The following is an 18,660-nucleotide window of genomic DNA, read 5'->3' on the forward strand; positions in this document are numbered from 1 at the left end:
GGATGGCCTGGCTTAAAAAAAATAATGAAGATATCAGTTTTATGTCTGAAATCAGTGCGGCGACAATGGCGTCAACCCACTGGGGCGGACATATTTTACTGTTGTTAATAGCAGCATTTATCGGTATAGCGTTGTGGTGGGCAAGTGTTGCAGCAATTGATGAAGTCACTCGGGGACAAGGCAAGGTTGTTCCATCCAGTAAAGTTCAAGTGATACAAAACCTGGAGGGCGGAATACTGGCCGATGTATTAGTCAGTGAAGGCCAACTGGTCGAAAAAGACGATGTTTTATTGAGAATCGACGACACTCGTTTCTCTTCGTCTTTCCGTGAATCTCAACTTAAATATTGGGAACTGGTAGCGAGAACATCCAGATTAGCCGCAGAAAGTGAAGGTAAGGCTTTGGAGCTCCCGACAGCCCTGATGGAAGCACAACCCGCATTGGTTGCAGAAGAGACAGCTCTTTATCAATCGCGCCAACTCCAGTTACAGACAACCATTGATGTTTTAAAAAGACAGGCTGAACAGCGAAGACAAGAACTGGTTGAAAAACAGGCCAGGCAGGAGCAGCTTAGCCGCAGCTTTGAACTGAGCAATCAGGAATTACAAATGTCAGAACCACTGGTAGCCGCTGGTGTAATGTCAGAAGTTGAACTACTCAGACTAAGACGTACAGTCAATGATCTGAAAGGTGAAATGGATTCAAACAGATTGGCGATCCCGCGTATTCGCTCGTCAATGGATGAAGTCCAGCAGAAAATCAATGAAGCCACTACCCGGTTTAAATCTGAAGCTGCCAGAGAACTTAGTGAAGTGCGTGCTGAAATGGCAAGAACCGAAGAATCTGTATCGGCATTGGCAGATCGGGTTACCCGAACCAATGTTCGATCGCCGATGAAAGGTACTATCAAGCGGCTGATGATCAATACTATTGGCGGGGTTATACAACCAGGAATGGATCTGGTAGAAATTGTCCCGTTGGAAGATAATTTATTAATAGAAGCGCAGATACGTCCGGCTGATATTGCTTTTTTAAGGCCGGGACAAGAAGCGATGGTAAAGTTTACGGCGTATGACTTTTCCATTTACGGGGGACTGCAAGCCAAGCTGGAACGCATCAGTGCCGACACTATAACCAATGATGAAGATGAAAGTTTTTATCTTATCTATTTACGCACAGAACAAAATTATATAAAAAGTAGTTTGGGCGAGTTAGGCATAATTCCCGGGATGACAGTGACAGTAGATATACTTACTGGTGAAAAAACCGTGCTTGATTACCTATTAAAGCCCATACTAAAAGCTAAAAATGAAGCGTTGAGAGAACGTTAAGGCTAAGGTTGAACCATGACAGTAATTACAGAGACTGAAAAAAGTCTTTATCTGGCTACAGCGGATAATGACGTGGCACGTGTCATAACCGATGCGTTGCCAGCTATTTATGATGTCAGTCTCTATAAAGATATTAACGGTTTACTGGATGCATTAAAAAAACAGACAGCGGAGTTGGTGCTATGCCATCAATTTTTACTGGATGAAAATCCTTCACAAATTATTGGACAACTTAAAAAATTATGTCCTGATAGCCGGATTTTAGTGATTGGTCCTCCGCGGCCGATTCCAGTACAAATTGCAGCTTTAAAACAAGGGGCCCGTGGCTATTTCAACCAGAATCTGCCGATGAGCAAACTTCAGGAAGCCTTATCGTTGATTACTAATGGTGAAGTCTGGGTAGAGCGCCATGTTATTTCCGGATTGATTGATGAAATCAGCCATATTCCCGAAGTAAGTGAAAAGCAGCGTCGAGCTGCAGAGACGCTGTCACCTAAAGAACTGGAAGTAGCCAAAATGGTGAGTCATGGCGCAACGAATAAAATGATTGCCCGTAATATGAATATCACGGAAAGAACCGTAAAAGCACATTTGACCACCATTTTTCAGAAAATGAGTTTACCGGATCGCCTTTCATTGGCAATCGTGTTTCGCGATCTTCGATAAGCCTGCATTGTGTAGTTGGGTTGATTTGTCTACAATCAGTACCGAATGGAATAGGAAGGTATTGCTTTGGGGGGAGCTGTAAGCGGTCATTAACCCTAAAAAATAATACCGATTACTGCTTTGAATTAGGAAAAGATTATGAACAAAGCGTTTTTTATAATCCCGTCATTGCTGTGTTTTAGTTCAGTGCAAGCTGAAACTTTGCAGGAAGCAATTCATACCACTTTAAAAACCAATCCGGATGTCTTGGCTGCAGTCAGTGAACGTCAGGCTGTTTCCAAAGAAATTGACCAGGCAAGAGCCGGTTATTTCCCGACAATTGATTTAGGTGTTGGAACGGGTTGGGAATCAACTGACAGTCCTGCAACACGTAATCGTGGTGATGGTGAAATTCATTTAAACCGAGATGAAGCCAGTTTGAATCTCAGGCAAATGCTTTACGATGGCAGTCTTACCAAAAACGAGGTTGAACGCCATAAAGCCAGAACCGATTCACGTGCTCATTCTGTTTACAGTGTGGCAGAGAATACTGCTTTAGAAGCAACTGAAGCCTATCTCAATGTCTTGCGACGCCAACAGCTGGTTGAGTTAGCCCAGACTAATCTAGAGTCGCACCAACGTACTCATGACCAGATTACTTTACGTAGTGAGCGTGGTGTTGGACGTCGAGCTGACATGGATCAAAGTCTTGGCCGTTTGGCTTTAGCCGAAACGAATCTGATGGCTGAGCAGAGCAATCTGCGTGATGCTGAAACCAATTATTTGCGGGTAATTGGAGCAGCGCCAGCCTCGCTCTCTGAGCCTCCATCACCTGAACCATTTATGCCCTCCAGTGTTGAAGAGGCGGTGAACATATCAATTCAAAAACATCCGACCTTGCGTTCTGCTCAAGCGGATGTTGTTTCAGCCAATGCTCAGCATGATGTGACCAGAGCGGCTTTTTTACCAAGAGTTGATTTTGAACTAGGCACACGTAGTGACCATAATATCGATGGTGTCCGAGGAACGGACAAAGATGTGACGGCCATGTTCAGATTACGTTATAACCTGCTGAATGGTGGAAGAGATAAAGCTCGACGTGAAGAAACGGCATTTTTGATTAATCAAGCCGCTGAAATTCGTAATAATACTCATAGACAAGTAGAGCAAAGCGTTCGTTTATCATGGAATGCATTGGAAACCGTTCGCCGGCAGATGTCATATTTTGAACAATACGCTGATGCAGCGGAAAAAACCCGTGATGCATATCAGCAGCAGTTTAATATCGGTCAGCGCACATTGTTGGATTTACTGGATTCTGAAAATGAATTATTCAGAGCCCGGATTTCATTGACTAATGCTCAATATGACGAACTTTTTACTCAGTACCGGGTACTTAACAGCACCGGTTTGTTATTGGAAAGTCTGGAGATTATTGCACCAGCTGCCGCGACAACAGTTGCTGATAGCCGTAACTGATTACCCCAGAACTGAATGAATATCGATAAGCCATGCCTGTTAGGTATGGCTTTTTTTTAGAACCTGTACGTTGATAGCTGCAACTTTTTCTGCAAGCTAACTATCATGCTATTATGTCGTGCTTAATTTGTAGGGTTATTTTAGAAATTCATGAGTAAGCAATCATCTTTTTCCTTCGAGGAACTCTTGCAGTGCGGCCACGGAGAAATGTTCGGCCCGGGCAATGCCCAACTGCCAGTCCCCAATATGCTGATGATGGATCGTATCAGTCATATTTCCAATGATGGTGGTGCCTATGGAAAAGGTGAAATCATTGCTGAACTGGATATTCATCCTGAGTTATGGTTTTTCAAATGCCATTTCCCGGGTGATCCTGTTATGCCAGGTTGCCTTGGCTTGGACGCTATGTGGCAATTACTTGGCTTTTTTCTGGCATGGGATGGAAATCCCGGTAGAGGAAGAGCGCTGGGTTCTGGTGAAGTGAAATTTACTGGACAAGTATTACCTAGCGCCAAAAAAGTGACTTACCGTATTGATTTGAAACGAGTAATTTCACGCAAACTGGTACTGGCCATTGCTGATGGTACGGTATCAGTGGATGGTCGCGATATCTACTTCGCCAAAGATTTACGAGTTGGTCTGTTTACTTCAACTGACAACTTTTAGGACAAGACAATGAGACGTGTAGTTGTTACTGGTATGGGGATCACCTCCTGTTTAGGATTGGATCTTGCCACCGTTACCGAATCACTTCGCACCGGTCGTTCTGGTATCCGTTTTAAACAGCAGTATGCTGACATGGGTTTTAGAAGCCATGTTGCAGGTTTTTTTGATATTGATTTTAAAGATTTTATTGATCGTAAAGTTCTGCGTTTTATGGGTGATGCAGCAGCCTATGCCTATATTGCGATGAAACATGCAATTCAGGATGCCGGGTTAAGCGAAAGTGATGTTTCCAACCCAAAAACCGGACTTGTTATGGGATCTGGTGGTGCGTCTTCTTCCAATCAAGTTGAAGCCGCTGATATCCTTCGTGAGAAAGGTTTGAAACGAGTCGGACCTTATCGTGTCACTCAGGTGATGGGAAGTACAACCTCAGCCTGCCTGGCCACACCTTTCAAAATCAAAGGCGTTAACTATTCCATGTCTTCTGCCTGTGCAACCAGTGCGCACTGTATTGGTAATGCGATGGAGCAAATCCAGCTAGGCAAACAGGATATTGTTTTTGCCGGTGGTGCAGAAGAAGAACACTGGACCATGAGTTCATTGTTTGATGCGATGGGTGCCTTATCGACCAAATATAATGAAACGCCTGATAAAGCATCACGTGCTTATGATGCAGACCGTGACGGTTTTGTTATCGCTGGTGGTGGTGGTGTGTTGGTACTGGAAGAGTATGAACATGCTAAAGCTCGTGGCGCAAAAATTTATGCTGAATTAACCGGATATGCCGCCACTTCAGATGGTTATGACATGGTGGCGCCTTCAGGTGAAGGTGCGCAACGTTGTATGCAAATGGCCATGTCGACGATGCGTAACAGTAAAGTTGATTACATTAATGCCCATGGCACCAGTACACCGGTTGGCGATTTAGCTGAGTTAGGTGCTATTAAACAGGCATTTGCTGAAATTCAAATTCCACTGGTTGGTTCAACTAAATCATTATCTGGCCACTCTTTGGGTGCCGCTGGCGTGCAGGAAGCGATTTACAGTTTGCTGATGCTGGAAAATGACTTTGTTGCTGCTTCTGCCAATATCGATAATCTGGATGAGCAAGCTAAGGGCATGCCTATCGTATTGGAGCGTAAAGACAATGCAGGGCTACAGGCCGTGATGTCGAACAGCTTCGGTTTTGGTGGTACGAATGCCTGTCTGGTATTTGAGAAATTCTGATTTAATAAACGAAACACCCTCAGTGTTTAGCTGAGGGTGTTTTTTTAACTTAAATCCGCATCAGTAACCGGACCGCGTTTTCCGGCTAATGCTTCCTGCATCAAACTGACTAACTGCTGTTTTTTTACTTCATCGTCCAAATGTTTTGAGCTGAAAGTGATGCCAAACCGATCGGCGTATTGCTTGACCAGAATCATCAAAATTGCTTCGTCCACGTTCAATTACTCCGAATTATCAATCCGGCATTATAACGTGTCAGGGCCTATTTTTCTTTCCTAGACACCTCTGTTGTGACTGAAAATGTACCAATCAAGGCACGAGAAGTGAAGTGTGTGAGATACATTCATGTAGCTCACCCCCAAGGGGCTTACGCTCAAAAACGTTGCTGACGTTTTTGTAGTAATTCTAAATAAACAATGAGCAACGAAGAGTGGTACATTTTCAGCCACACCCCGAAGGGCTGGGGCTATTTTTCCGCCCAACTGCGTTGGAAATGATTTATGTAGAACAACAACACTACATCATTTCCGCCTTGCTGAACGAAAAAATAGCCTCCAGCAGCGATGTCTATGAAAGAAAAACAGGCCCTAAGTAATCATTATGAAATTACACTTTCAATCAATTGGGCAGGGTGAGCCGTTGGTCATTCTGCATGGTTTATTCGGCTCGGCGGATAATTGGCGCAGCATAGCCAAAGCTCTATCGTCCCAGCGACAAGTTATTAGTGTGGATCTGCGCAATCATGGCCGATCATTCCATCATCAGCAGCAAACGTTTGATTTAATGGCGGAGGATTTGCTGAATCTACAAGATGATTTAGGCCTGCCAGTAATTGATCTGCTGGGGCATTCGCTTGGTGGTAAAACAGCTATGCAATTTGCCCAAAGTTTTGCTGATCGTCTCCGCCGACTTATTGTTGTTGATATTGCACCACGGCAATATGTCGATGAACACAGCATTATTTTTAAAGCGTTATTGGCATTAGATTTGTCAAAATATTCATCGCGAACGCAAGTAAGTGAAGCATTAGCCGATACGCTGCCGGATCCTCTGGTACGTCAATTCCTATTACTGAATCTGCAAAACAATGATCAAGGATTTAACTGGCGTATCAATCTGCAGGCGTTGTTTTGTAATTATCCCGGATTACTACAAAGTGTTGAGCCAGATGATTTAGTCGAAAAGCCGACGCTGTTTATCAGTGGGGAAAAGTCAAACTACATTACGGATAATGATTGGCAGCACATTAAAACTTTTTATCCGAACGCTGAGCATGTAGTGATTGAGAATGCGGGTCATTGGGTACATGCAGATCAACCCGATATTTTTGTTGAGCAGGTTAACAGGTTTCTTGCAGATGATTAATGCCGATTTATTAAAGCAACTGATTGAATTTCGTCGCGAACGGGACTGGGAACAATTCCATAATCCAAAGGATTTAGCGATTTCACTGTCGATCGAAGCGGCTGAACTGCTGGAATGGTTTCAGTGGCGAGATAAAGCGGAAATCCAGCAAATGCTGGAGACGGATAAACGTGAAGCGCTGGAAGATGAAATTGCCGATGTTGCTGTGTATTTGAGTTACCTATGTCATGACCTCGATATTGATCTTGACCAGGCCATAAAGCGAAAAATGGACAAAAACGCGGCGAAATATCCGGTGGATAAGGTCAAAGGCCGCGCTGACAAATATAATCAATATTCATAAAGCAGCTTCAAAGTGCTAGCATCTGCGCTTTGATTTTATGTCGGTAGAGGTTGTTTCACCATGAAAGCCATCGTGTTGCTTATTCAATGTGCCGATCAAAAAGGCTTGCTGGCCGGCATCACCGGTTTTTTTGCAGAACGTGGCTACAATATTCTGCATTGTCAGCAATATACCGATACCGAACATGGGCGTTATTTCATGCGCCTCAAGGTTGAAGATGAAGGCCAGATGTCACATGAGACGCTGCATCAACAATTCGGCTCATTGGCAGACGCACTGCAATTGACCTGGTCGGTTCACTATACTGATTTGCCATACCGTGTAGCTTTACTGGTAACCCGTGCGTCGCATTGTCCTTATGACTTGCTGTTACGGGAACTGGAAGGCGAGTTGAAATGCGAGATCCCTATTATTATTGGTAACCATCCCGACTTGGAGAATATGGCGCGTCAGTTCAACAAGCCGTTCTATCATCTGCCCATTACCAAAGAAACCAAACAACAACAGGAAGCGCAAATTAAAGCCTTACTCTCCGAGTATCAGATTGATCTGGTCGTAATGGCGCGCTATATGCAGATTCTGTCTGAGCAGTTTGTCAAAGAGTTTGCAGGTAAGGTCATCAATATCCACCATGGATTTTTACCGGCTTTTCAGGGTGCCAAACCTTATCATCAGGCTTATGAACGTGGGGTGAAATTGATTGGAGCCACTGCGCATTATGCGACCGCTGAACTGGATGAAGGTCCGATAATTGAGCAGGATGTCGAGCGGGTACGTCACGATAACAGCCCTCAAGACTTAGTGATGATTGGCAAAGATATTGAGCGATTGGTTTTAGCCAGAGCTGTCAAAGCACATATTGAACATCGCATTATTGTCAGCGGCCGCCGTACCATCGTGTTTGCCGAAGGCGCTTGATAATCTGTTCCTGCTATCTATAAACAGAGTCGAAAAGAGAATATGACGAACGCTTACAATTCAAATCAGCCACCTCCCATTATCATGATTACCGGTGCGACTGCCGGATTTGGTGAAGCCTGTGCTAGGCTGTTCGCCAAAGCCGGATGGCGGTTGATTATTACCGGACGTCGTCTGGAGCGACTGCAAAAATTGCAGGCAGAATTAGGCGGGGCAACTCAAACCTGCATCAGTTGTTTTGATATCAGTGACCGTCAGGCAACTGAACAAGCGTTTGCTGAACTGCCGGTGGAATTTCAGCAGATTGATGTATTGGTTAACAATGCAGGTTTAGCGTTGGGACTGGAACCGGCCTATGCCACCGATCCGGAAGATTGGGAGCGCATGGTGGATACCAACATCAAAGGCTTGATGCGCTGCACCAGACTGGTTTTACCGGGCATGCAATCAAGAGATAGGGGATATATCATCAATATTGGTTCTGTCGCCGGAAACTGGCCTTATCCGGGCGGCAATGTCTATTGCGCCAGCAAGGCTTTTGTCAGGCAGTTTTCATTGGCACTTCGTGCTGATTTATTAGGTACACAAATCCGTGTCACCAATATCGAACCGGGCAATGCCGAAACAGAATTTTCCATGGTCCGATTTAAAGCTGATGAACAGCGCGCCGGCAAAGTGTATGAAAAAACCGTTGCGCTCACTGCCGAGGATATTGCTGATACCATCTGGTGGCTGGTCAATACCCCGGCGCATATGAATGTCACCACCATGGAAATCATGCCTACTCAACAAGCCACTGGGCCATTGGCTATTTATCGCGGCTAACAAGCTGCTCAGCCAAATAACCAGCTCTTGGGGTTGGTAATCGCTTTTTCTGCCTTTAATGTTTTCCAGCCTTTCACACTACGGCTGATATTCCAGACTATCCACGCTGCCATCACGACTAAACCGTATAGATTGCCAACGTACAATAATCCCCAGGAAATCATCAGCAAGATCAGGCTGATAAAAAAGCCATTAATCTGAAACAGATAATGTGATTGTAGCCATGCTGGAGCTTGCTGTTTTTTTTCATAGGCAACAACAGCACCCATAATCAGAATTGGATAAATCAGCGAGCCAACCAGATTAAATATATAAATCAGTTTAATGCTGCTGATATCATCCCCTGTTTCAATTAAAGCCATCTTTGCTTACCCGCTAAAAAGGCTTCAATCTAACAGAAGCCGTAGAGTTGCTCCACAAAAAAAGGCCCGGCAAAGCCGGGCCTGAGTTTAACTGGAAGAACTTTAATAGTTATCCGCCAAAATCAAAGCGGATACCGGTATAAATGGTACGGCCAATGATAGGTGACTCATCCTTAAAGAAGCTGGTATGTCTGCGGCCATCTTCATTTAGCAAATTACGGCCTTGAATAAAGATTTCAGCACCTTTCAAGCTGGCGGGTGACCAGTTTGCATCAAATGAAACCAGATTGTAGCCACTGGTATTATCTTCTCTAACCGCCGTTTTGGTTTGTTTAAAGACACGGCGATAATCCAGGCTGAGATCCCAATCGCCATACGAAGTATCAAAACCAATACCGACGCGGGTAGGACTCATGCGAGGAATGTTTTCACCACCACTGAGTTTTCCACGTACATGATCAGCAGACAGACGCATGCTGAGCGGAACCGGGCCTTCAATCAGATCGGTAATGGCACCAAATTCCACACCATAGAATTTCGCATTGCGTTGTTCGTTGGAGACAACGGTATCGCCATCAATTTCAATGGCCTGACCAGTACCATCATCCAGTGAAGCCAGATAAATGAAGTCATCTACATAATTGTAGAAGGTGGTCAGATCGTAACGGAAGGCACCGATATGGCGATCAAAGCCGACTTCAAAATTGGTATAGGTTTCTTTGCCAAGGTTAGGATCACCAATCTCAACTGTACCAGCTGCGGCATGGCGGCCAAAAGCATAGAGTTGTTCAGCAGAAGGAGCGCGTTGAGAACGGGTTACCGACATTCTTAAATGATGTGCCGGATCCACATCAACAATGGTTCCTGCAGATAAACTATACGGTGTGAAGCTACGGCTTCTCAGGCTGGCTGCCTGTTCGAGTTCATCACCATTTGGCAGATCAATGTCACGATCTTCACTCAGGTTATCTGAGCTGGAGCGGACATGATCAACGCGGGCCGCGACTTCAAACCGACCGAAGTGGGTAGGGCGCTCTTCAAGAATAAACAAACCAATGGTGCGTGTATCATTGCCACGGATATAAAATCCACCACCGTGGCCGTGATCATCGTCGTCACCGTGGCTATGGCCTTCACCTTCGGCTTCAAAGTCACGATCATTGAATTGCAGACCGATAACACCTTGCCAGTCTGCAATCGGGTTATGCACCATTTCCAGACGCATTTCGGTTTCGTTGTTATTGAAACGGGTTTCAACTTCACTTTCAACAAATACACCGTCATCAAATTCCGAACCAATTTCCTGCTGGCGGTAGCTGGTATAGGCCATTTTCAGGCGGGCTGTTTTAAAACCGGGTAGGGGGTCATTGAATTCACTACGGAAATCAAAACGATCATTCTTAGCGCGAATACGCTCCTGTTCTTCTTCACCTTCACCCAAAAACACTTCCGGAATACCGTATTGGGTTTTCCAGGTACTGTAGCCCAAACCAGCGAAACCCCAGTCACCTTTGAATAAACCAGTGATAGAGAACACATCATTTTCCACTTCGCTGTTTTGCAACTTGTCTTTACGACCGGTTCTTTGGCCACTTTCCTGATAGCCATCGATGTCAAAATCACTGCTACGGCGCACCCCATAATCGGTACGTAAAACAAAACTGTCACCCATAGGCAGTTCTAAACCGAGACGGCCCTGACGATCATGACCATTCCAACCATAGGACATCTGGCCATCTACTCTTGGTGAATCGCCAAAATCCGGGTTAAAGCGGTTGCTGCGAACATTGATAACACCGCCGGCAGCACCACTGCCATACAGCAGGGTCGCTGGACCACGGAACACTTCAATTTGATCGGCACGTCCTGCATCCATGCCAACGGCATGATCAGCACCTTCGCCTGAAATATCGGCAGTACTCAGGCCATCTTCCAATACCTGAACGCGTGAACCCTGTAAGCCACGAACAACTGGACGTCCGACGCCTGGTCCAAAATCAGCATTATGTACACCGGGCAGACCGTCTAATGTTTCACCTAAGGTACTGGCACGCTTTTGATTCAGTTCATCGCCAGCGATGACGGTAACGGGTTGGATTAATTCATCTGATGTACGGTTGCCTAATGGGTCGGAAGTGACCACCAGGCGTGGAATATCAATTGTATCTTCGGCAGCAAACGCTACAGAAGCCATAGAAGACAGTGCCGCAGCGAGCAGCACTACAAGTGGTTTTTTATTCATCACGAATAATCCTCATAGCAGATATCAGCAGCCATTTCCCGAACAGGGTAATGGTGTTAAAACAAAATCAAATGCTATGAGAAAACGGGAGGCGCACGGATGGTGAATGAGAGATAGGTATTTTCAAAACGAGCAGGGGAATTAACAGCAGTATCAAGCTGAAACCGCTGCTGCCAGATACCAACATTCAGCTGCGGGTTTGTCTCGGTTGATGGGGTATGACTGACAACATTTAACTGATCACATAACGCAATATGATCATGGAAAGCATGCTCGGCATCATGCCAAACTGCCATGGACTGCATCAGCAATAATGCTGCTGCAAAAAGCCATAACAGATGTTTGGTGTGCCGAATTTGCATGTTTGCTAGTTCACCAGTAATTCAGTCAGTAATTGTTGATAAATTGCCGACAGGGTATCCAAATCAGCAATTGCGACATGTTCATCAATCTGGTGAATTGTCGCGTTTAATGGACCAAGCTCAATGACTTGTGCACCAGTTGGCGCGATAAAACGACCATCCGATGTACCGCCTGATGTTGATAAAGTTGTTTCATAACCAGTTACCGTTTTAACAGCCACCTGCACGGCTTCAAGCAATTTTCCACCAGCAGTACGGAAAGGTTTACCCGATAATACCCAATCTAGTTGATAAGTTACACCATGCTTATCCAGAATTGCTTCCACCTGCTGTTGCAGTTCTTCATGAGTGACTTCGGTGGAATAACGGAAGTTAAAAATCATTTCCGCTGTACCTGGAATTATATTGGTGGCACCAGTACCGCTATTCAGATTAGATACCTGAAAGCTGGTAGGCGGGAAATCATCGTTACCTTGATCCCATTGCACGGCACACAGTTCAGCCAAAGCAGGAGCCAGATTATGCACTGGGTTATCCGCCAGATGTGGATAGGCAATATGACCTTGCTTACCTTTGACCGTCAGATAGCCGTTTAATGAACCACGGCGCCCATTTTTAACAACATCTGCCACTTTATCTGTGCTGGTGGGTTCACCTACTACACACCAGTCAATATGATCCTGACGAGCCTGCAGTGTCTCTATGACTTTAACGGTACCATCGGTTGCTGGACCTTCTTCATCGCTGGTCAGCAAAAAAGCAATACTGCCAGCATGTTGAGGATGTTGTGCCACAAAACGTTCACAGGCCGTCACCATGGCAGCGATACTACCTTTCATATCGGCTGCACCACGACCATATAAAACGCCATTATCGATTCTGGCGGCAAATGGTTCATGGGTCCATTTATCGACTGGACCGGTTGGCACTACATCTGTATGGCCAGCAAATACAAATAACGGACCATTATGTCCCCGACGGCACCACAGATTATCAACTTCACCAAAACGTAGATATTCGGCATTGAAACCACTATCAGCCAACCGCTCTGCCAGCATGATCTGACAGCCTTTATCGGCTGGCGTAACACTGTCACGTTGAATCAAATCAATCGTAAGCTGGACAGTTTCAGACAAATTATTTTGCATAGCGGGCCTGGAAATCAGATTCGTTAAAACCTACCGATACGCCGGATTCATTTTCAATAACCGGGCGTTTGATAAGTGTGGGATGGGCAAGCATTAATTCGACAGCTGTTTGTTGATCAAGCTGTTCTTTGCGTGGATCGTCAAGCTGACGCCAGGTGGTGCCACGTTTGTTGATGAGCTGTTCCCAACTGATAGATTTCAGCCATTGTTTGATGGTGGTTTGATCCAGACCATCTTTGCGAAAATCGTGGAATTGGTAGGACACTTGATGCTCATCCAGCCAGCGGCGGGCTTTTTTGACTGTGTCACAATTTTTGATGCCGAACAAAATCATCGTTGCCGTTTCACCTGGAAGGCCCCATCAGAGGGGTAAAAGACGAGAAATGATACAGTATATCAATGGTTTTTGCATCATTGACTCCACCGTTATTTGGCTCTGAATCAGATGGTAACGACAGTTGTATGTCGTCACCATCCTCAGTTTGTTTTATAAATTAAATATCACGCAGTAATTCGTTGATACCAACTTTACCACGGGTTTTTTCATCAACCTGTTTAACAATCACAGCGCAATACAAGCTGTAACTGCCATCTTTTGAAGGCAGGTTTCCGGAAACTACTACTGAGCCAGCAGGAATGCGGCCGTAGCTGATTTCGCCAGTCATGCGGTTAAAGATTTTGGTACTTTGACCAATGTAGACACCCATAGAAATCACGGAGCCTTCTTCCACAATAACGCCTTCAACCACTTCAGAACGTGCGCCGATAAAGCAGTTATCTTCAATGATGGTCGGGCCTGCCTGTAACGGTTCAAGTACACCACCGATACCAACACCGCCGGATAAATGCACGTTTTTACCAATTTGTGCACAGCTACCAACAGTTGCCCAAGTATCCACCATGGTACCGGAATCAACATAGGCACCAATATTTACGTAAGACGGCATCAATACAACGCCTGGTGCGATATAAGAACCACGACGTGCTGCCGCAGGAGGAACCACACGGACACCGGCGGTATTGAAATCGGCTTCAGTAAAGTTGGCAAATTTTGGCTCTACTTTATCGAAGTATTGTGTTTCACCACCAGACATCGGGCGGTTGTCATTCAAGCGGAATGATAATAAAACCGCTTTTTTCAGCCATTGATTAACGACCCAATCACCATTTTGTTTTTCAGCAACACGGGCTTTACCACTGTCGAGCATGGCCAAGACTTCATTGACGGCATTACGTACTTCCGCTTCGGCATTTGCTGGGGTGATTTCTGCACGGCGTTCAAATGCCGTTTCGATAATCTGCTGGATATCGCTCATCAGTTTCTCCAAATTATTAAGATAGGGTTTCAATATAATCACGGATCCGCATAGCAGCTTCGACGCACTCATCTTGTGGTGCAACCAATGCCATACGGATTCGGTTAACGCCAGGATTACCTTGTTTGGTATCTCTGGCTAAAAAACGTCCCGGTAATACGGTGACGTTATATTGATCAAATAAGCCACGGGCAAAATCCGTATCGGCAATAGGCGTTTCTGCCCACAGATAAAAACTTGCTTCAGGCTGAGTAACATTCATTACCGGGGATAAAATTTCCAAAACGGCATCGAATTTCTCACGATACAACTGTCGATTGTGTGCAACATGTGCTTCATCCGACCATGCAGCAATTGAGGCGGACTGGGTCGATGGCGGCATCGCACAACCATGATAGGTACGATAGCGTAAAAAAGACTTCATTACATTGGCGTCGCCAGCTACAAAACCACTGCGTAAGCCTGGTGCATTGGAACGTTTGGATAAGCTATGAAAAACCACACAACGACTTAAATCGTTATAACCAGCCGCAACAGCCGCCTGCAACAACCCGACAGGTGGCAAGGCTTCATCAAAATAGATTTCCGAATAACATTCATCAGCCGCAATAATAAAATCATATTCATGTGCCAGCTGAATCAGTTTGGTAAGAGTTTCGGCATCAACAATCGCGCCAGTCGGATTACCTGGGCTGCACAGATATAACAATTGGCAGCGAGACCAGACACTTGCCGGCACAGCATCAAAATCCGGCACAAAACCGGTTTGTTCGGTGCAATTGAGCAGGTAAGGTTCGGCCCCGGCCAGAAACGCTGCACCCTCATAAATCTGATAAAAAGGATTGGGCATCACAATCAGCGGTTCATTACGACGATCAATGATCGCCTGAGCAAACGCAAACAACGCTTCGCGGGTACCATTTACTGGCAGAATTTGCGTTACTGGATCAATATGTCCTGCCAGTTGAAAACGCTGATCCAACCAATTCGCAATAGTGTGGCGTAACTCAATACTACCTGCTGTGGTTGGATACACCGATAAGCCATGTAAATGACTGATGACCGCTTCGGTAATAAAACCGGGAGTAGGATGCTTGGGCTCACCGATAGAAAGCGAAATATGCGCTAAGGTCTTAGGTGGGGTGCAGCCTTGTTGCAGTTCGGCAAGTTTCTCAAACGGATAAGGATGTAATCGGGCCAGATCAGGATTCATTAAAACATATCGCCGGGTCAGAAAAATCCGCCCATTATAACGCTTGAATAGCCGCTCGTGTTATAAGCATCAGCATGAACTCAGTAAAACAGTCCGAATCCAAACTCGCTATTCTCAGTCTGCTGTTTGCTGCCACAATGTGGGGCATCATTTGGTACCCGATGCGTTTGTTCGAACAGGCAGGCATGTCAGTGGTCTGGCTCACATTAGTAATGTATCTCACGGCTGCAATGGCCAGTGTGCCGATTTTTATCAAAAATCGTTATCACTGGAAACAGATCCCAGCTGATCTGATTTGGCTGGCGCTGGCCGCTGGTATGACCAATCTTGCATTTTTAGTGGCATTGAATGACGGCCAGGTGATGCGGGTGATGTTGTTATTTTATTTATCGCCTTTATGGTCTGTCATATTAGGCCGCTGGTGGCTGGGTGAGACATTGTCGGTCGCTGCAATCATGATGTTTGTGTTGGCAATGGGCGGCACCGTTTTGATGTTATGGCGACCAGAAATGGGGCTTCCCTGGCCGCACGGGCTGGCTGATTGGTTAGCTTTGTTTGCCAGTCTGTGTTTTGCTGTAAACAATGTATTAAGTCGAAAACTTGCCGCAGCTCCGATGATTTTAAAAACCACAGTTATTTTATGGGGCGTTGTTACTGTTTCGATAGTGGTGTTGATTCTGCAACAGTCTCCATTACCGGTCGTCAGTATGGCTGTATGGGCAAGTGCCATATTAATAGGTGGCGGTATTATTATTGCCATGACCGTTGCTGTTTTGTATGGTCTGGCCAGAATGCCGGTTTATCGGGCTGCAGTCATAATGTTATTTCAACTGATTGTAGCTGCGACTTCATCGGCACTATTAACGACCGAAATGATGACGTTGCAGGAATGGTTTGGCGGTACGTTAATCTTTGCTGCGGCGTTTGGCATTGCCCGGGTAGAAAAACATAATCGCTGACCTTTTTATTATTGATCTTGCAGGAAATATTTATGATTAAGTCTATTGCACATGCCAGCTTTCTGGTTGCAGATTTACCCACCTCGCTGAGGTTTTACTGTGATGTATTGCAGATCCCGTTAAACCCTAACCGCCCCAAGTTTGCTTATGATGGTGCCTGGCTGGACTTGGATAATAAACAGCAATTACATTTGATGGTATTACCCAACCCTGATTCAATTGATGGCCGTCCGGAACACGGTGGACGGGATCGCCATGTTGCTTTGCTGGTTGAAAACCTTGATGTGTTAGCCGAACGTCTGGAAAAAGCGGGCGTGGAGTTTTCTCGCAGTAAGTCAGGCAGGGCGGCTTTTTTCTGTCGTGATCCTGATGGCAATGCATTGGAATTTGCCGAAGATTTCACCCCAGTGATTAAGTAACTCAGGTACTTAAAAGTCACAATCAACGGCTTAGCGACTTACTCACATTTTCTGTGGATAAGTCTGTGGTTAACATTGTTGAAAATCGCTAAGTCGTTAATCTGTAACAGAGCTGTTTAAAATGGTCATTTTTTAACCAATTCAGAAAAATAAATAAAATCAATATGTTACGATACTTGTATGTGCATTCAATAACTTAGCGTTGCTTGTTGTAAGAGCACTGTAACAATGAATTGGAAAGTGAATAACTTTGCTTTTTCAATTGACAAGTTTTCAAATACTGTGCCAAAAACATGGTCAATTTTTTATGTTCGCTGAATATTTTTATGTGCTGACGTTTGCTGACGGTTCTTGGCAAAAAACCAAACCATTTGTTTGGATTTAGCATAAGTCAGTGACTTAAAAGTCACAATCAATAACTTAGCGACTTACTCACATTTTCTGTGGATAAGTCTGTGGTTAAACCAGGTGAAAATCGCTAAGTCGTTATTCTTTAACTGAGCTTTTTAAAATGGTTAATTTTTAACCATCTGTAAAACCATATAAAAATCAGTTACTTAATTATTGACCTTCTGATTTCAATAAATTAGCGAAGCTAGATGTAAGAATACTGTAACAATTTAAAAAAAGTGAATAACTTCATTACGCCATTACAAGAAAAAAACTATACACGAGCTAAAGCTGGATAGAGTTGATCATCAAACGTACTATCTTCATGACCCGTTGGTTCGGTACGCAATAGTTCCAGTCCCTTAAAATCAAATAGTTGCTGATCGGCCAATTGTGATGGTGAAATGTTCTGGATACTGCGGAAGATATTTTCAACACGGCCGGGGTGTTGTTTTTCCCAGCTTTGCAGCATTTCTTTGATGACTTGACGCTGCAGGTTTTCCTGAGAACCACATAAGTTACATGGAATAATCGGGAAACCCTTCGCTTCAGAATAGCGGGTAATATCTGCCTCTTTGGCGTAGCACAATGGGCGAATCACAATATTGGTTTTATCGTCACTAAGCAATTTTGGCGGCATGGCTTTTATTTTGCTGCCATAGAACATATTCAAAAACAGTGTTTCGATAATATCATCGCGATGATGACCTAAAGCGATCTTAGTAATGCCATGCTGACGAGCATAACCATATAACGAACCGCGGCGTAGTCGCGAACAGATACCGCAGGTCGTTTTACCTTCGGGCACCACTTCTTTTACGATACTGTAAGTGTCTTTCTCGATAATATGAAACGGTACACCAATACTGCTGAGATATTCAGGCAGCACATGCTCCGGGAAACCTGGTTGTTTTTGATCAAGGTTAACGGCAATCAGCTCAAAGTTAATTGGTGCGTGATCGCGTAAATTCAACAAAATATCCAGCATGGTATAGCTGTCTTTGCCGCCGGACAGACAGACCATGACCTTATCGCCATCCTGAATCATGTCGTAATCGGCAATCGCCTGACCAACCTGTCGACGCAGGCGCTTGCTGAGTTTGTTGAATTCGTGTTGTTGTTTGAGTTGATTTTCAGACATTAGATTAAACCTGCAAAGGGTTGGACAGTGACCGATTGACCGGCAGCGATACCATCACAATCTTCATCCAATAAAATAAAACAGTTGGCATGGCTCATCGAATGCAAAATGCCAGAGCCTTGTTCACCGGTCATGCTCACTTCCAATTGATTGGTGGCATTACTGCGCAATAATCCACGTTGAAATTCAAATCGACCGGGACGCTTACGGATATCAGCAGCAGCGACAGCCTGTAACAGCAATGGAGTTTGCTCAAGTGCACCTGCCAGTTTGTTTAATGCCGGTTGTACAAACTGATAGAAAGTCACC

At 44.9% G+C, this 18,660-nt stretch carries 21 protein-coding genes and 1 pseudogene; 12 read left to right on the forward strand and 10 right to left on the reverse strand.

Annotated features, from left to right (window positions below; all coding sequences use genetic code 11):
• Window positions 1-2: 2 nt before the first annotated feature.
• From Q7V21_RS03895 to fabB, 5 genes are all read left to right on the forward strand, one after another.
• Complete coding sequence (locus Q7V21_RS03895) at window positions 3-1,331, forward strand: HlyD family type I secretion periplasmic adaptor subunit (RefSeq protein ID WP_304916019.1); 1,329 nt, start codon at window positions 3-5, stop codon at window positions 1,329-1,331.
• Between the two features lie 15 nt (window positions 1,332-1,346).
• Window positions 1,347-1,997 (forward strand): response regulator transcription factor, encoded by a 651-nt coding sequence (locus Q7V21_RS03900; protein ID WP_304916020.1) that lies wholly within the window; start codon window positions 1,347-1,349, stop codon window positions 1,995-1,997.
• Between the two features lie 138 nt (window positions 1,998-2,135).
• On the forward strand, window positions 2,136-3,455 hold the full coding sequence (locus Q7V21_RS03905) for a TolC family outer membrane protein (protein ID WP_304916021.1): 1,320 nt from the start codon (window positions 2,136-2,138) through the stop codon (window positions 3,453-3,455).
• A 150-nt stretch (window positions 3,456-3,605) separates the two neighbouring features.
• Window positions 3,606-4,121, forward strand: a complete 516-nt coding sequence (fabA, locus tag Q7V21_RS03910) for a 3-hydroxyacyl-[acyl-carrier-protein] dehydratase FabA (RefSeq protein WP_304916022.1) — start codon at window positions 3,606-3,608, stop codon at window positions 4,119-4,121.
• Between the two features lie 9 nt (window positions 4,122-4,130).
• Window positions 4,131-5,348 (forward strand): beta-ketoacyl-ACP synthase I, encoded by a 1,218-nt coding sequence (gene fabB / locus Q7V21_RS03915; protein WP_304916023.1) that lies wholly within the window; start codon window positions 4,131-4,133, stop codon window positions 5,346-5,348.
• A 44-nt stretch (window positions 5,349-5,392) separates the two neighbouring features.
• Here fabB and Q7V21_RS03920 read toward each other — a convergent pair whose 3' ends face one another.
• A complete protein-coding gene (locus Q7V21_RS03920; protein WP_168800108.1) occupies window positions 5,393-5,563 on the reverse strand; it encodes a hypothetical protein in 171 nt (56 codons plus the stop codon).
• A 215-nt stretch (window positions 5,564-5,778) separates the two neighbouring features.
• On the opposite strand from Q7V21_RS03920, the gene Q7V21_RS03925 reads away from it, so the two are divergent.
• The 5 genes from Q7V21_RS03925 to Q7V21_RS03945 are packed head-to-tail and all read left to right on the forward strand — an operon-like array spanning window position 5,779 to window position 8,799.
• A complete protein-coding gene (locus tag Q7V21_RS03925; protein WP_304916024.1) occupies window positions 5,779-5,943 on the forward strand; it encodes a hypothetical protein in 165 nt (54 codons plus the stop codon).
• Between the two features lie 5 nt (window positions 5,944-5,948).
• A complete protein-coding gene (locus Q7V21_RS03930; protein WP_304916025.1) occupies window positions 5,949-6,713 on the forward strand; it encodes an alpha/beta fold hydrolase in 765 nt (254 codons plus the stop codon).
• Window positions 6,706-7,056: a nucleotide pyrophosphohydrolase gene (locus tag Q7V21_RS03935; RefSeq protein ID WP_304916026.1), complete on the forward strand. Its 351-nt coding sequence runs from the start codon at window positions 6,706-6,708 to the stop codon at window positions 7,054-7,056. Before Q7V21_RS03930 ends, Q7V21_RS03935 begins: the two co-directional genes overlap by 8 nt.
• 60 nt (window positions 7,057-7,116) lie before the next feature.
• Window positions 7,117-7,974: a formyltetrahydrofolate deformylase gene (gene purU / locus Q7V21_RS03940; protein WP_304916027.1), complete on the forward strand. Its 858-nt coding sequence runs from the start codon at window positions 7,117-7,119 to the stop codon at window positions 7,972-7,974.
• A gap of 42 nt (window positions 7,975-8,016) precedes the next feature.
• Entirely contained in the window at window positions 8,017-8,799 is a 783-nt protein-coding gene (locus Q7V21_RS03945) for an SDR family oxidoreductase (protein WP_304916028.1), read from the forward strand.
• Window positions 8,800-8,807: 8 nt separating this feature from the next.
• Here the strand turns inward: Q7V21_RS03945 and Q7V21_RS03950 are convergent, their stop codons facing one another.
• The 7 genes from Q7V21_RS03950 to dapC all read right to left on the reverse strand — a co-directional run bounded on the left by Q7V21_RS03950 (window position 8,808) and on the right by dapC (window position 15,442).
• On the reverse strand, window positions 8,808-9,161 hold the full coding sequence (locus tag Q7V21_RS03950) for a hypothetical protein (protein ID WP_304916029.1): 354 nt from the start codon (window positions 9,159-9,161) through the stop codon (window positions 8,808-8,810).
• Between the two features lie 109 nt (window positions 9,162-9,270).
• Window positions 9,271-11,403, reverse strand: a complete 2,133-nt coding sequence (locus Q7V21_RS03955) for a TonB-dependent receptor (RefSeq protein ID WP_304916030.1) — start codon at window positions 11,401-11,403, stop codon at window positions 9,271-9,273.
• 74 nt (window positions 11,404-11,477) lie between these two features.
• Window positions 11,478-11,765 (reverse strand): hypothetical protein, encoded by a 288-nt coding sequence (locus tag Q7V21_RS03960; RefSeq protein ID WP_304916031.1) that lies wholly within the window; start codon window positions 11,763-11,765, stop codon window positions 11,478-11,480.
• Window positions 11,766-11,770: 5 nt separating this feature from the next.
• Complete coding sequence (dapE, locus tag Q7V21_RS03965) at window positions 11,771-12,913, reverse strand: succinyl-diaminopimelate desuccinylase (protein ID WP_304916032.1); 1,143 nt, start codon at window positions 12,911-12,913, stop codon at window positions 11,771-11,773.
• Window positions 12,903-13,247: an ArsC family reductase gene (locus Q7V21_RS03970; RefSeq protein ID WP_304916033.1), complete on the reverse strand. Its 345-nt coding sequence runs from the start codon at window positions 13,245-13,247 to the stop codon at window positions 12,903-12,905. Before Q7V21_RS03970 ends, dapE begins: the two co-directional genes overlap by 11 nt.
• Before the next feature lie 160 nt (window positions 13,248-13,407).
• A complete protein-coding gene (gene dapD, locus Q7V21_RS03975; RefSeq protein WP_304916034.1) occupies window positions 13,408-14,229 on the reverse strand; it encodes a 2,3,4,5-tetrahydropyridine-2,6-dicarboxylate N-succinyltransferase in 822 nt (273 codons plus the stop codon).
• A gap of 16 nt (window positions 14,230-14,245) precedes the next feature.
• Window positions 14,246-15,442: a succinyldiaminopimelate transaminase gene (dapC, locus tag Q7V21_RS03980; RefSeq protein WP_304916035.1), complete on the reverse strand. Its 1,197-nt coding sequence runs from the start codon at window positions 15,440-15,442 to the stop codon at window positions 14,246-14,248.
• 74 nt (window positions 15,443-15,516) lie between these two features.
• On the opposite strand from dapC, the gene Q7V21_RS03985 reads away from it, so the two are divergent.
• On the forward strand, window positions 15,517-16,401 hold the full coding sequence (locus tag Q7V21_RS03985; RefSeq protein WP_304916036.1) for a DMT family transporter: 885 nt from the start codon (window positions 15,517-15,519) through the stop codon (window positions 16,399-16,401).
• A 32-nt stretch (window positions 16,402-16,433) separates the two neighbouring features.
• Window positions 16,434-16,820, forward strand: a complete 387-nt coding sequence (locus Q7V21_RS03990) for a VOC family protein (RefSeq protein WP_304916037.1) — start codon at window positions 16,434-16,436, stop codon at window positions 16,818-16,820.
• A 664-nt stretch (window positions 16,821-17,484) separates the two neighbouring features.
• Here Q7V21_RS03990 and ttcA read toward each other — a convergent pair.
• Together ttcA and Q7V21_RS04000 are read right to left on the reverse strand one after the other, a co-directional pair.
• A complete protein-coding gene (ttcA, locus tag Q7V21_RS03995) occupies window positions 17,485-18,351 on the reverse strand; it encodes a tRNA 2-thiocytidine(32) synthetase TtcA (protein WP_304916038.1) in 867 nt (288 codons plus the stop codon).
• A pseudogene (locus tag Q7V21_RS04000) lies at window positions 18,351-18,660 on the reverse strand (molybdopterin molybdenumtransferase MoeA); the annotation flags it as partial. The gene ttcA and the pseudogene Q7V21_RS04000, both read right to left, overlap by 1 nt.

Source organism: Methylophaga sp., from assembly GCF_030651745.1.